Genomic DNA, 13,332 nt, shown 5'->3' with positions numbered 1-13,332 from the left:
CCCTTCACTGATGACCGAGACCCTGCCCGAAACCACCCACGACCAGGAACGGGCACCGGCGAAAGCCGGGCTCCTGATCGGGGTCCTGGTCCTTTCCGCGTTCGTGATGATCCTCAACGAGACCATCCTGAGCGTCGCGCTGCGTGACCTGACCGTCGACCTCAAGGTCCCGACCACCACCGTCCAATGGCTGACCAGCGGCTTCCTGCTGACCATGGCGGTCGTCATCCCGACCACCGGGTTCCTGCTCGAACGGTTCACCCCGCGCCAGGTCTTCCTCGCCTCGCTGACGCTGTTCAGCACCGGCACCCTGGTCAGCGCGCTCGCCCCGGGCTTCGCGCTCCTGCTGACCGGCCGGGTCATCCAGGCCTGCGGCACGGCCGTGATGCTGCCGCTGCTGATGACCACGGTGATGCGCCTGGTCCCGGTCGAGAAACGCGGCGCCACGATGGGCACGATCACCATCGTCATCGCGGTCGCCCCGGCGATCGGCCCGACCATCGGCGGTGCCGTGCTCTCCTCGCTCGGCTGGCGCTGGATGTTCTGGATCGTGCTGCCGCTCGCGATCGCCGCCCTGGTGGTCGGCATGCTGCAGCTGCGGCTGGAGAGCGACACCCGCAAGGTTCCGCTGGACGTGCTGTCGGTGGTCCTGTCCGCCGTCGGTTTCGGCGGCGTGCTGTACGGCCTGTCCGTGTCCGGCGAGTCCGCCGGAGGGCATCAGCCGGTGCCGCCGTGGGTTCCGATCGCCGTCGGGGCCGCGGCGCTCGCGGTGTTCACCTGGCGCCAGTTGCGCCTGCAGAAGGAAGATCGCGCGCTGCTGGACCTGCGCCCGTTCACCCACCGCAGCTTCGTCGTCTCGCTGGTGCTGACGGCGCTGCTGTTCATGTGCCTGCTCGGCGCCGCGGCGATCCTGCTTCCGCTGTACCTGCAGACCGTCCTGCGCACCAGCACGTTCGTCAGCGGGCTCGCGGTGCTCCCCGGCGGCCTGGTCCTCGGGCTGCTCGGCCGTCCGGTCGGCGCGTTGTACGACCGCTTCGGCCCCCGGCCGCTGGTCATCCCCGGCGCGGCCGCGATGGCGGTCTCGCTGTGGCTCTTCGCGCTGCTGGGCCCCGACTCGCCGCTGATCGCCGCCATCGCCATCCACGTCCTCCTGATGGGCGGGCTCGGCCTGATGATGACCCCGCTGATGACCGAGTCGCTCGGGTCGCTGCCCGAGCACCTCTATTCACATGGCAGCGCGATCCTCGCCACCCTGCAGCAGCTCGCCGGCGCGCTCGGCACCGCCGTGTTCATCGCGGTGGCCACGGCGAGCACGACCACGGCCGGGGCGACCAGCCCCGACTCGGCGGGTATCCGCACCACCTTCATGGTCGCCGGTTGCGTCGGGCTGGCCGCGTTCCTCGGTTCGCTGTTCGTCAAGAAGAGCGCCGGAGGCACCCCGGTGGCCGCTCACCACTGATCCACCGCTTCCCCGCGCGCCCGCCGCGGCCTCCACCGGAGGCTCGGCGGGCGCGCGTCGTTCGAGCACCTTCCTGCCGTAAGCGATGGCGGGCAGCTCGACCCAGCGGCGCAGCGCGCAGGCGAACACCAAGGCGACACCGGTGGTCGCGGCGGCCTTGGCGAGCCCGGTGGGCAGCAACCATCCCGTGACCCCGGCGGCACCGGTCTGGGCGAGGTAAAGCGCGTACGAACGATCCCCGACGAACGTCATCGGCCTGCTCGAGAGCAGTGCCCGCACCGGGCCCGGCGAGACGACGGCCACGAGCAGCAATGCCGAGCCCGCCGCGTAGACCGGGACCACGAACTGCCAATGCCCGCCCAATGCCTTGCCCAGCGGGCCGACGGAGAACTGCAGCACGACGAACCCGCAGCCGATCACCGTGGCGACGGCCGGACCGGTCAACGGCCGGAGCAGGGCGAACCCGCGCGGATGGTGGAGCGTCATCGCCAGGAGGCAGCCGACGACCAGCGAGCAGTAGTGCACCGAAAGGCTCGCCCAGGTGTGCGACGGTGCCAGCGGCAACGCGAACAGCACCACACCGAGGACGGCCGACGCGCCCAGCAGCAGGCGCAACGCGGTCTTCCCGCTTCGCGCGAACGACGTCAGCACCAGCAACGCCGGCCACACCAGGTAGAACTTCTCCTCCACCCCCAGCGACCACGAGGTCGGATAAGGGGTGTTGAAGTCGACGAGTTCGTTGCCGAAGACGAGGTAGTACGGCATGGCGTCGGCGAGCCTGCTGCTCCGATAGGTCCCGCCGAGCGTCACCGCGACCGTGGTCAGCGCCAGGAGCAGGAAGTACACCGGCATGATCCGGAAGACCCGCCGCAGGTAGAACCCGCGCAGCGAGATCCGGCCGTCACGGTCCTCCTCGCGCAACGCCAGCGTCGTGATGAGGAACCCGGACAGCACGAAGAACAACTGGACGGCGATCCAGCCCTGGAGGCGGTCCACGACAGGACCCCGTAGTGGAAGAACACCACGGCCACGGCGGCGAGCGCACGCACGCCGGTGAGACCGGGGAACCACGACGAGGCCAGGTAGTCGGCGTGGCCGAGGGGACGCCACCACGAGCGGAGCGAAGAAGCGAACATGGCCCGAAGGTTCGGGCTCGGACGCTGAACCGAAGCTTAAGGAAGCTGAAGACGTCTTCAGCTTCGCGCTTCCGCCAACGGCAGGCGGACGACGAGACGCGCGCCGCCGTCGTGCTCCGCGACCTCGACGGTGCCCCCGTGCGTCTGGGCGATCTCGGCCACGATCGCCAGCCCGAGGCCGGCGCCGCCTTCGTCACGCGCACGCCCGTCGTCCAGCCGCACGAAGCGGTCGAACACCCGCTCGCGGTCCGCCGCGGGGATACCGGGTCCGTCGTCGGTCACCGCCACCACGGCGAAATCGTCCACAATGGACACCCGGACCTCGACGCCGGTCCTGGCATGGCGTTGCGCGTTGTCCACCAGATTCCGCAGCAGCCGTTCCAGCCTGCCGCGGTCGCCGAGGACCGTCGGATCCTCCTCGATCTCGGCGCGGACGCCCTGCCGGCCGGACAGGCAGGATTCGACCACTTCGGACAGTCGCACCGGCGTGGACCGTTCCGGTTCCGCGTTGTCCAGCTTGCCGAGCAGGACGAGGTCGCCGACCAGGTCCTGCAGCCGCGTGATGTCGAGGAGTGCGTTGCGGCAGGCGTCGCGCCAGTCCAGCCGGTCCGGATGGGCGAGCAACACCTCCAGCTGAGTCCGCAAAGACGCCAACGGAGTCCGCAGTTCGTGCGACGCGTCCGAGGTGAACCGGCTCTGCCGGGTGACCGCGGTGTCCAGGCGCGCGAGCATCGTGTTCATCGTTTCGGCGAGCTTCGCGATCTCGTCGGCACTGTCCGGGGCCGGGACCCGGCGCGAGAGGTCGTGCGCGCCGATCTCCGCGACCTCGGAGCGGATCGCCTCGACGGGGCGCAGCGACCGGCGGACCGCGAACCACGCGATCGCCCCGATCAGCAGCGCGATCACCGGGACACCCGCCAGCAGCGTCACGCGCACCGAGTCCAGCGCGGCCTGCCCGGACTCGTCGACGACGGCGGCGCCATAGATCCGGTACCTGCTGTCCCCGCTCGTGTCGGCCGCGACGTGCACCCGTGTTTCGGTGGTCTCGACATCCCGGCCGAGCACTCCCCGGCAGCCGACCGATCCCGCCATCGCCTCGTCGACCGCACCGGCCTCGAGAACCGACACGGAGTCCCCCTGCTGGTAGCTGTCCGCTTGAACGAGCAGACCGTGCCGCAGACCGGGGCAACCGATGACGCGTTTGCCCGACTGGTCGACCACCTCGTAGGCCGAGTCCCGGACGAGCAGGAGCAGATCGGCCGGTGCGGCGCCGTTGTTCAGCAACTGCACGATCGCGGCCGCGCGCGCCCTGGCCACCTGCACGGCGCCCGCCCCCAGCCGGTTCTGGGCGTCGATCACCAGCCAGGCCGACACGACGCCGAGCGCGACAAGCGACGTCACGAACGACGTCAGCGCGACCCGGAAGCGGGTCGATTTCCACGCTTTAGGCACCCGAGCCCACCACGTGGTAGCCGGCGCCGCGCACCGTCCGGATCGTCTCCGCGCCGAACGGCAGATCGATCTTCCGCCGCAACGCGCTCACGTGGACCTCCACCAGGTTCGCGGTCGCCGACGCCGCGAAATCCCACAGGTTCTCCAGCAGCTCCGCCTTGGTGACCACCTGGCCCTGCCGCTTCATCAGATACGCCAGCAGCGCGAACTCCTTGGTGGTCAACGGGATCTCGGCGGTGCCACGACGGCAGGTGTGACTCGCCTGGTCCAGTTCGAGGTCGCCGAGCCGCAGTGTGCCCGGCCGGATCGCTCCCCCGCGCCGGATCAGCGCCCGCAACCGGGAGAGCAGCACACCGTAGGAGAACGGCTTCGGGAGGAAATCGTCGGCGCCGGTGTCGAGCGCCTCGATCTCGTCGTCCTCGCCGTCCTTCGCGGTCAGCATGAGGATCGGGGTGGTGTCGCCGCGTTCGCGCAGCCTCCGGCACACGCGGTACCCGTTCAGCCCGGGCAGCATGATGTCGAGGATCATCGCGGCGTACGGATGTTCGGCGGCGTACCAGAGCGCGTCGCGGCCGTTGTGCGCGACGTCCACGGCGTAACCCTCGGCGCTCAATCCCGCCCGGAGCGACTCGGCCAGGCGTCGCTCGTCCTCCACGAGCAAGATCCTCATCCGCTCACGATCCCATACGGCCCGGCCACATTCGGTCACCGCCCGCTGTCCGGGTGAAGGCCGCGCCGCCGTCAGGACGAACCTCCCGGCGGGAGATTCACTCCTTCGGCCGCTTTCTGGGAGCGATTCCACAATGCGGTTCGACCGGCCTTGTCACGATCGGCCCGCCCCTTTACGGTCCTCGGTGGGAGCGCTCCCATAAATCGGATTCCGGTCGCAAGGAGGCGACGTATGAGATTCCGCAGAAAGGGTGCTACGGCACCATTGGCCGTCGGCGCGACACTCGCGATGGTGGCGGTGCCGGTGGTGCTGGGCTCGAGCGCCGAAGCGGCGCCGGGCTGCAAGGTCGACTACACGATCACCAACCAATGGGACACCGGGTTCGGGGCCACCCTGACCGTCACCAACCTCGGCGACCCGATCAGCGGCGGCTGGACGCTGAGCTGGGACTTCCCGGGAGATCAGCAGGTCCAACAGGGCTGGAACGGCACTTTCGCCCAGCAAGGCACCCGGGTGACGGTCCGCGACGCCGGGTGGAACGGTTCGATCGGCACCGGCGCCACCGTCTCCCCCGGCTTCAACGGAAGCCATTCCGGCACCAACGGGAAACCCGCCGTCTTCACCTTGAACGGCACCACCTGCACCGGTTCCACCGTCCCCACCACCACGACGTCACCCACGACGACGACCACGACGCCGGGCCCGGGCGGCCCGAAGGCGGACAACCCCTACGCCGGCGCCGGCGTGTACGTGAACCCGGACTGGTCGGCGAAGGCCGCTGCCGAACCCGGCGGCTCCCGGATCGCGAACCAGCCGACCGGCGTCTGGCTCGACCGGATCGCCGCCATCGAGGGCACGAGCACGAGCCGCGGGCTGCGCGCGCATCTCGACGGAGCGCTCCAGCAAGCGGCCGGGAAACCGCTGGTCGTGCAGCTGGTGATCTACAACCTGCCCGGACGGGACTGCTCGGCACTCGCGTCGAACGGAGAACTGAAGGCGGACGAACTCCCGCGCTACCAGGCCGAGTACATCGACCCCATCGCCGGCATCCTCGCCGATCCGAAGTACGCGTCGCTGCGGGTGGTGACCGTGATCGAGATCGACTCGCTGCCGAACCTCGTCACCAACGTGACACCCCGGCCGACGGCCACCCCCCAATGCGACGTCATGAAAGCCAACGGGAACTACGTCACCGGTGTCGGCTACGCGCTGGCGAAGTTCGGCGCGATCCCCAACGTGTACAACTACATCGACGCCGGGCACCACGGCTGGCTCGGCTGGGACGACAACCTCGGCCCGTCCGCGGCGCTTTTCGCGCAGGCCGCGAAGAGTTCCGGCAGCACACTGGCCAACGTGCACGGATTCATCGCGAACACCGCGAACTACGGCGCGCTCAGGGAGCCGTACTTCACTGTGAACGACACTGTCGGCGGGACTTCGGTGCGGACGTCGAAGTGGATCGACTGGAACCGCTACGTCGACGAACTCTCCTACGCCCAGGCGTTCCGGCAGGAGGCGATCCGGGCGGGCTTCCCGGCGGACGTCGGGATGCTCATCGACACCTCGCGCAACGGCTGGGGCGGCACCGCGCGGCCCTCCGGCCCCGGACCGTCCACCACCGTCGACGCCTACGTGAACGGCGGCAAGACCGATCGGCGGATCCATCTCGGCAACTGGTGCAACCAGGCGGGCGCCGGGCTCGGCGAACGACCCAAGGCCGCGCCGGAAGCCGGGATCGACGCCTACGTCTGGATCAAGCCGCCGGGTGAATCCGACGGTGCCAGCAAGGAGATCCCGAACACCGAGGGCAAGGGTTTCGACCGGATGTGCGACCCGACGTACACCGGCAACCCGCGGAACCAGTACAACATGTCCGGCGCCCTGCCCGACGCGCCGCTTTCCGGGCACTGGTTCTCCGCACAGTTCCAGGAGCTGCTGAAGAACGCGTACCCGGCTCTGTAGGTGACCGCGGTCGTCGCAAGTCCGTGAGGGCCTCCTTGCCTACCCTGAAGGTAGGGAAGGAGGCCCTCACGGACCTTCAGGATCGCCACCCACAGTCCCGGCAAGGCGGTGGCGGGGTGGGCGGTCCCTCCGTGCCGCCCGCGAGGCTCAAGCCTCCGTATGCCCCAGCAGCGGCCTGGGCACGAACCTCGCCTCGGCTTCGAGCATCGTGTCCAGCTCCAGCACGACGAGATCGTTGTGCCCGGCCCGGACCACCGGCCGCGGCACGTACAGCGTCCTTTGTGGACCGCGCCGCCAGTAGCGGCCGAGCAGGAACCCGTTGATCCAGACCATCCCCTTGCCCCAGTGCCCGGTGTCCAGGAAGAGGTCGGCGGGCTCGTCGAGAGCGAATCCGCCCCGCACGGCCACCGGTCCGGACAACGGTCCCGCCGGGCGTGCGTCCGCGGAGACCTCGGGCAGGAGATCCGGAAGCGTGGGGACGTCGATGGGGATGACCTCCCAGCCCGTCAGCGGTTCACCGTGCAGGCGCGCGCCGCCGACGATCCCCTTGGCCTCGCCGATCCGCTCCCCGTAGTTCACCCTTCCCTGGTCTTCCACCAGGACCAGGAGTTCGCCGCGGGCCCTGGGCAGCCGGATCGCGCGATCGTGATGCTCGCGGAGGAGGGTGCCGAGGCGGTCCCCGTCGAAGAACACCGTCGCCCGGTCCCGCACCTCGCAGAAGGTGAGCACACCCGGCTCCCCCGCGTCGATGGTGGTCCGCAGGAAAGCCAGGCGCGGGGCCGGGGTCAGTTCGTCGAAGGTGGGCAGGTTCTCGTATTCCCGCGCGGTCCCCCAGCGGCGCGGCGAGTCGAGCAGCCACGCGGGGTCGCCCAGGGCCGCGACCGGTGTGGGGGCAGGCCGGGCCTCGGGCGGAACGCTGTCGGGGACCTTGTGGTAGCGCGCGATCACCTCGCGGAAGGCGTGGTACTTCGGTGTCGGGTCGCCCGCTTCGTCGAGCGGGGCGTCGTAGTCGTAGGAGGTGACCAGCGGCTGGTACACGCCCTTGTCGTTGGCCCCGTTGGTGAGACCGAAGTTGGTGCCGCCGTGGAACATGTAGAGGTTCACCGAGGCACCGGCCGCGAGCAGCGTGTCGAGATCCGCCGCCGAGCCGTCGACCGACGTGGTGTGGTGGTGCGCGCCCCAATGGTCGAACCAGCCGTTCCAGAACTCGCTGCACATCAAGGGCCCCGTCGGCTGATGCTCACGCAGGGTCTTCAGCCGCGCCGCGCTCTGCGAGCCGAACGACGCCGTCCGGTGAAGCACCCCGTCGAGGCCGCCGTTCGCCAACATCTCGTGGGTCGGCTGATCCACCGTGGTCAGCGGGACGGTGATCCCGGCGGCGCGGGTGTAGTGGGTCAGCGCGGCCAGATACCGCTTGTCGGAACCGAAGGCGCCGTACTCGTTCTCGATCTGGACGAGCAGCACCGGCCCGCCCCGGTCGATCTGGTGCGGCGCCACCACGCGGTACACGTCGTCCAGGTAGCCGCGGACGGCGGCGAGGTAGCGCGGTTCGAACTCGCGGACGCGGAGTTCGGGGTCCCGCAGCAGCCAGGTCGGCAGGCCGCCGTTGTCCCATTCCGCGCAGATGTACGGCCCGGGCCGGACGATCGCGTACATCCCGGCCTCGGCGATCAGCCGGAGGAAACGGTCGAGGTCGAGGCCGCCGGAGATGTCGAACTCGCCCGGCTCCGGCGAGTGCGCGTTCCAGGCGACATAGGTCTCGATGGTGTTGAGCCCCATGCGGCGGGCCTTGTCGATGCGATCGGCCCAGAGGTCGGGATGCACACGGAAGTAGTGCAGTGCCCCGGAAATGATCTGGAACGGTTTCCCGTCGAGCAGGAAGTCGGTCTCCCCGATGACGAACTCAGGCATCCACGACCACCTCCGAGGTCAGCCGGAACGCGGTCCAGGAAAGGGGTGGGAGGGTGACGGTGATGGTGGTTCCTTCCGGGTCGTGCCCGGCGGTCGCGCCGGGTAGCGGGACGGGCCGGACCGGTTCCGCGTCGGCGGAATTCGTGAGATGACGGTCGTGTCCGTCGGGGACCGCGACGGTCCAGGTGTCGGCGAGGGCCAGCCGCGCGCCGCGGATGCGCAACCGCACGCCGGTCTCGGACGCGGTCGCGCGATTGGTGAGGAACACGGCGCAGCGGCCGTCTTCGTCGAAGGTCACCGCCGCGTCGACGACGTCCACGCGGCCGTGGAGTCCGGTGTGGACGGTGTCGCCCGTGACGGTGAGCCGGAGGCTGTTCCCCCCGGCGAGTGCCGACGTGAGGCTGAACGGGTGGAACGTCGACTGCCGCCACACGCGGCCACCGGGTTCGGTCCGGATCGGCGCGATGACGTTCACCAGCTGCGCCTGGTTGGCCATCGTGACGCGGTCGACGTTGCGCAGTAGGGAGCCGAGCAGCGAGCCGACGACGACCGCGTCGGTGACGGTGTAGTCCTCCTCGATGATCCGGGGATGTTCGCGCCAGCCGCCGTCGATCAGTTCTTGCTGCTCAAAGTCGTTCCAGCGGCGCTGGTCCCAGACGTTCCATTCGTCGACGCTGATGCCGATCTTCTTGTCCAGCCCGGCCTTCGCCAGGACGTCGTCGATGATCCCGCCGGCGGTCCGGATGTAGCCGTCCAGTGCGGCGGCGCTGGCGAGATAGCTGGCGACGTCGCCATCGTGTTCCTGGTAGTAGGCGTGCAGGGAGATGTGGTCCACGAGCCCCGCCGTGTGCTTCAGGACGGTGCGCTCCCACTCGCCGAACGTCGGCATCTCACTGTTCGAGCTCCCCGCGACCACGAGCTCGACGCCGGGATCGATCATCCGCATGAGACGCGCGGTCTCGGCGGCCAGGCGGCCGTACTCGTCCGCGGTCTTGTGGCCGACCTGCCACGGCCCGTCCATCTCGTTGCCGAGACACCACAGGCGGAAGCCGAACGGACGGTCGGCGCCGTTCGCGCGCCGCCGCTCGCTCAGTTCCGTTCCGCCGGGATGGTTGCAGTACTCGAGGACGTCGGCGGCCTCCTGGACGCCGCGGGTGCCGAGGTTGACCGCGTACATCACCTCGACGTCCGCGGCCTCCGCCCACGCCGCGAACTCGTGCAGCCCGAAGCGATTCGACTCGATGCTGTGCCACGCGGGCTCCAGCCGGACGGGCCGGTCTTCCACCGGCCCGACGCCGTCCTCCCAGCGGTACGCGGAAACGAAGTTCCCGCCGGGATAGCGGACGACGGACGGGCCCAGCTCGCGGACCAGCCCGAGGACGTCGCCGCGGAAGCCCTGGCCGTCCGAAGTGGAGTGTCCTGGTTCGAAGATCCCGGTGTACACGGACCGGCCCATATGCTCGACGAACGAGCCGAACAGCCGCCGCGGCACCGGTCCGATCACGTCGGAAACGTCGGTTTCGATCTCGATGCCCACGCCTCACCCCGCGCTGACGGTGAAGCCCTGCTGGTTGCCGTAGTCGACGATCGCCTGTTGCCAGGCGTTCAGTCCGGCGTCGAGCGAGGTGCCGCCGAGGTAGGCCTTGCCGACGGTGTCACTGAAAACACTGTTGGCGTAGGTCTGATACGGCAGGTAGCTCCAGCCCTTCGCGACGTTCTTCGACGCGTCGTTGAGCACCTGGTTGATCTTCTGGCCGCCGAAGTAGGGATCGGCCTGATCGAGGAAGGCGGGCGAGTTCAGGTCGGCCGTCGTCGCCGGGAACCCACCGCTGGCGATGAACGGCTTGACCCCGTTGCCGTGGTTGAGCCAGCGGACGAACGCCGCCGCCAGGGCCGGGTTGCCGCTCTGCTTCAGCACCGACTGCGTGCTGCCGCCGTTCTCCGCGGTGACCGGCTGCCCGTCGTAGGTGGGCATCGGCGCCACCGCCCATTTGCCCGCGCCGCCGGGGACCGAGGATTTGAAGTTGCCCGGCATCCAGGCACCGGTGACCAGCGACGCGATGGTGCCGTCGCCGAGCGCGCGGAACCAGTCGTCGGACCACTCCTTGATCGGGGCGAGGAGTTTGCCTTCGACCAGCTGGTTCCAGGTGGCGGTCCACTTCTTGGTGCCCGCGTCGGCCAGGTCGACCTTGACGTTCCGGCCGTCGGAGGTGAACGGTTTCCCGCCCGCCTGCCAGATCATGCTGGTGGCGAAGCCGGGATCGCCGGTGTCGGAGGTGAGGTACTTGCCGGGGTCGGCCGTGTGCAGCTTCTTCGCCGCGGCGACGTACTCGTCCCAGGTCTTCGGCACGGCGATACCGTGGGCGTCGAAGACTTCTTTGTTGTAGAACAGCGCCATCGGGCCGGAGTCCTGCGGGAGGCCGTATAGGCCGTTATTCACCCGGACGCTGGACCAGGTCGAAGGCGCGTAGTCCTTTTCGAAGGCCCCGAAACCGTACTGGTCGAGATTGGCCAGCGAGTCGGTCAGCGCGAACTGTGGCAACGCGTAGTACTCGATCTGCGCGACGTCCGGCGCCCCGGAGCCCGCCTTGATGGCGTTCTGCAGCTTGGTGTACTGCTCCTTGTTGGTACCGGCGTTGACGTAGTTGACCTTGACGTTCGGGAACTCCTTCTCGAACGCGGCGACCTGGTCCTTCGCGGACGGCGTCCAGCTCCAGTAGGTGATCGTGCCGCCGGCCTTGAGCGCGGCGTCGACCGAGTCCTGTGACCCGGCGGCCGGGCCGTCCGAGCCGGACGAACAGCCGACGGCCAGTGCCGCGGCCAATGTGACGGCGACGGCGGCCTTGACGCGTCTGTGGATTCGCGACATCGAATGTCCTTTCGGGACGGTGTTCATTGCTTGACGCTGCCCGCGCTCAGGCCGGACTGCCAGTAGCGCTGCATCAGCAGGAAGGCGATGACGAGCGGGACGATGGTGAGCAGTGAGCCGGTCAGCACCAGGTGGTAGACCGGCTGGGCGCCGGCCCCGGAGGCCTGCGCGCTCCATTGGTTGAGCCCGACGGTGAGCGGATACCACTTCGGCTCGCTGAGCATGATCAGCGGCAGGAAATAGTTGTTCCAAGTGGACACCACGGTGAACAAGGCCACCGTGACGATCCCCGGCGCCAGCTGGCGCAGCGTCACGGTGAGGAAGATCCGGATCTCCCCCGCGCCGTCGATCCGCGCCGCCTCCAGCAGCTCGTCGGGGATCGCGTCCGAGGCGTACACCCAGATCAGGTACAGGCCGAACGGGCTGATGAGCGACGGGATGATGATCGCCAGCGGCGTGTTGGTGAGGCCGAGTTCGCTGAACATCAGGAACGTCGGCACCGCGAGCGCCGTGCCGGGGACCGCGACCGCGCCGAGCACGACCGCGAACACCGCACGACGGCCGGGAAAGCGGTACTTCGCCAGGCCGTACCCGGCCGCGGTGGCGAGGATCGTCGCTCCCCCGGCGCCCGCGACGACGTAGAGCAGCGTGTTCCCCAGCCAGCGCAGGAAGATCCCGTTGTCGTAGGTGAAGGTCTCGCCGATGTTGTCGAACAACGCGAACGGCCCGCCGAACGCCAGCCCCGACGTGGTGAACAGGGCGGGCTGTGTCTTGGTCGCGTTGATCACCAGCCACACCAACGGCACGAGCGTGTAGATCAGGTACAGCGCCATGACGGCGGTGAGGACACGCGACTTCCGTGGCCGGGTCACCGAGAACGTCGCCATCACATCCCCTTCCGGGATCCGCGCAGCTGCACGACATAGGCGATGATCGCGGTGATGACACCCATCACGATCGCCACGGTGGCGGAGTAGTTGTACTGCTGTGCGCCGAAGGAAAGGTTGTAGGCGTACATGTTCGGCGTGTAGAAGGTGCCGATCACGTTGGGCGCCAGGGTGCGCATGATGTTCGGCTCGTTGAACAGCTGGAAACTGCCGATGATCGAGAAGATCGTGGCGATGACGATCGCCCCGCGCAGGGCGGGCAGCTTCACGCTCAGGATGGTGCGGAAGGCGCCGGCGCCGTCGATCGCCGCGGCCTCGAACTGTTCCTTGGGGATCACCTTCAGCGCGGAATAGAAGATGAGCATGTTGTACCCGGCGAACTCCCAGGTGACGACGTTGCCGATGGAAGCGAGCATCCAGTTGTCCGACAACGGTTTCACCACGTCGCGACCGAGCAGGTGGTTCAGGTCGGCGGCCAGCCCGAAGTGGTCGCCGTAGAGGAAGCCCCACATCAGCGCGGCGACCACGGCGGGGACGGCGTAGGGCAGGAAGATCACGACCCGGAAGAAGCCGGCGGCGTGCAGCCTGGCGCTGTCGATCGCCAGCGCCGCGATCAGCGCGAGCACCAGCATGATCGGCACCTGCACGGCGAGGAACACCAGCACCCGCTGGAAGGAGTCCCAGAACTTCGGGTCGGCGAGCACCTGCGCGTAGTTGTCCACCCCGACGAACGTCGTGCCCCCGAAGAAGGCCTGTTCGCGGAACAGGCTCAGGACGAACGCGTAGCCGATCGGGGCCAGGAAAGTCAGCGCGAACACCAGCATGAACGGGGCGACGAAGAGCCAGCCTCGCCAGTCGCGGCGGGCGCGGCGCGCGGTGGCCGCACGGCGGGGCGGCGCCGGCGTGGGCGCGACCGCTGTGGACGTCATCGTCCCTCCGGATTCTCCGAGCGAAAGGCACGGCTCGCGAGATGTTTACGTCAACAT

Annotated in this window: 9 protein-coding genes and 1 pseudogene; 2 read left to right on the top strand and 8 right to left on the bottom strand. The window is 68.9% G+C overall.

The features are described from left to right. Window positions 1–10: 10 nt before the first annotated feature. Window positions 11–1,459 carry a DHA2 family efflux MFS transporter permease subunit gene (locus tag MJQ72_RS06825; RefSeq protein ID WP_240598273.1) on the top strand — a complete coding sequence of 483 codons (1,449 nt, stop codon included), beginning with the start codon at window positions 11–13 and terminating at the stop codon, window positions 1,457–1,459. A gap of 171 nt (window positions 1,460–1,630) precedes the next feature. Here MJQ72_RS06825 and MJQ72_RS06820 read toward each other — a convergent pair. The 3 genes and pseudogenes from MJQ72_RS06820 to MJQ72_RS06810 form a co-directional block, all read right to left on the bottom strand. Beyond that, window positions 1,631–2,413 (bottom strand): annotated as a pseudogene (locus MJQ72_RS06820) (acyltransferase family protein); the annotation flags it as partial. 239 nt (window positions 2,414–2,652) lie between these two features. After that, complete coding sequence (locus MJQ72_RS06815) at window positions 2,653–4,047, bottom strand: ATP-binding protein (protein WP_240598272.1); 1,395 nt, start codon at window positions 4,045–4,047, stop codon at window positions 2,653–2,655. Beyond that, window positions 4,040–4,717 carry a response regulator transcription factor gene (locus tag MJQ72_RS06810; RefSeq protein WP_240598271.1) on the bottom strand — a complete coding sequence of 226 codons (678 nt, stop codon included), beginning with the start codon at window positions 4,715–4,717 and terminating at the stop codon, window positions 4,040–4,042. Before MJQ72_RS06810 ends, MJQ72_RS06815 begins: the two co-directional genes overlap by 8 nt. Before the next feature lie 231 nt (window positions 4,718–4,948). Here MJQ72_RS06810 and MJQ72_RS06805 point away from each other — a divergent pair, with 231 nt between their 5' ends. Next, window positions 4,949–6,679, top strand: coding sequence for a glycoside hydrolase family 6 protein (locus MJQ72_RS06805; protein ID WP_315860837.1), 1,731 nt, complete (start codon window positions 4,949–4,951; stop codon window positions 6,677–6,679). A 147-nt stretch (window positions 6,680–6,826) separates the two neighbouring features. Here MJQ72_RS06805 and MJQ72_RS06800 read toward each other — a convergent pair whose 3' ends face one another. Genes MJQ72_RS06800 through MJQ72_RS06780 form a run of 5 tightly spaced genes read right to left on the bottom strand, consistent with a single transcriptional unit; the run spans window position 6,827 to window position 13,275 of the window. Then, window positions 6,827–8,590, bottom strand: a complete 1,764-nt coding sequence (locus MJQ72_RS06800; RefSeq protein ID WP_240598270.1) for a beta-galactosidase family protein — start codon at window positions 8,588–8,590, stop codon at window positions 6,827–6,829. After that, window positions 8,583–10,127, bottom strand: a complete 1,545-nt coding sequence (locus MJQ72_RS06795) for an alpha-N-arabinofuranosidase (RefSeq protein WP_240598269.1) — start codon at window positions 10,125–10,127, stop codon at window positions 8,583–8,585. The genes MJQ72_RS06800 and MJQ72_RS06795 overlap by 8 nt, the downstream gene beginning before the upstream one ends. Before the next feature lie 3 nt (window positions 10,128–10,130). Next, a complete protein-coding gene (locus tag MJQ72_RS06790; protein ID WP_240598268.1) occupies window positions 10,131–11,459 on the bottom strand; it encodes a sugar ABC transporter substrate-binding protein in 1,329 nt (442 codons plus the stop codon). A 23-nt stretch (window positions 11,460–11,482) separates the two neighbouring features. After that, the gene (locus tag MJQ72_RS06785; protein WP_240598267.1) at window positions 11,483–12,346 is read right to left on the bottom strand and encodes a carbohydrate ABC transporter permease; all 864 of its coding nucleotides are present in this window, start codon (window positions 12,344–12,346) and stop codon (window positions 11,483–11,485) included. Next, on the bottom strand, window positions 12,346–13,275 hold the full coding sequence (locus tag MJQ72_RS06780) for a carbohydrate ABC transporter permease (protein WP_240598266.1): 930 nt from the start codon (window positions 13,273–13,275) through the stop codon (window positions 12,346–12,348). The genes MJQ72_RS06785 and MJQ72_RS06780 overlap by 1 nt, the downstream gene beginning before the upstream one ends. Window positions 13,276–13,332 lie beyond the last annotated feature (57 nt).

Origin of the sequence: Amycolatopsis sp. EV170708-02-1 (genome assembly GCF_022479115.1) — a bacterium.
In the GTDB taxonomy this organism is placed as follows: Bacteria; Actinomycetota; Actinomycetes; order Mycobacteriales; family Pseudonocardiaceae; genus Amycolatopsis.
The sequence above is the reverse complement of the archived record's forward strand: the minus strand, read 5'-3'. Positions and strand labels throughout refer to the sequence as shown.

Bases quoted from the DNA above. Each gene is read 5' to 3' on its own strand.
- MJQ72_RS06825 (WP_240598273.1), top strand. From the start codon at position 11: ATGACCGAGACCCTGCCCGAAACCACCCACGACCAGGAACGGGCACCG.
- MJQ72_RS06790 (WP_240598268.1), bottom strand. From the start codon at position 11,459: ATGTCGCGAATCCACAGACGCGTCAAGGCCGCCGTCGCCGTCACATTG.
- MJQ72_RS06810 (WP_240598271.1), bottom strand. From the start codon at position 4,717: ATGAGGATCTTGCTCGTGGAGGACGAGCGACGCCTGGCCGAGTCGCTC.
- MJQ72_RS06785 (WP_240598267.1), bottom strand. From the start codon at position 12,346: ATGGCGACGTTCTCGGTGACCCGGCCACGGAAGTCGCGTGTCCTCACC.
- MJQ72_RS06805 (WP_315860837.1), top strand. From the start codon at position 4,949: ATGAGATTCCGCAGAAAGGGTGCTACGGCACCATTGGCCGTCGGCGCG.
- MJQ72_RS06800 (WP_240598270.1), bottom strand. From the start codon at position 8,590: ATGCCTGAGTTCGTCATCGGGGAGACCGACTTCCTGCTCGACGGGAAA.
- MJQ72_RS06780 (WP_240598266.1), bottom strand. From the start codon at position 13,275: ATGACGTCCACAGCGGTCGCGCCCACGCCGGCGCCGCCCCGCCGTGCG.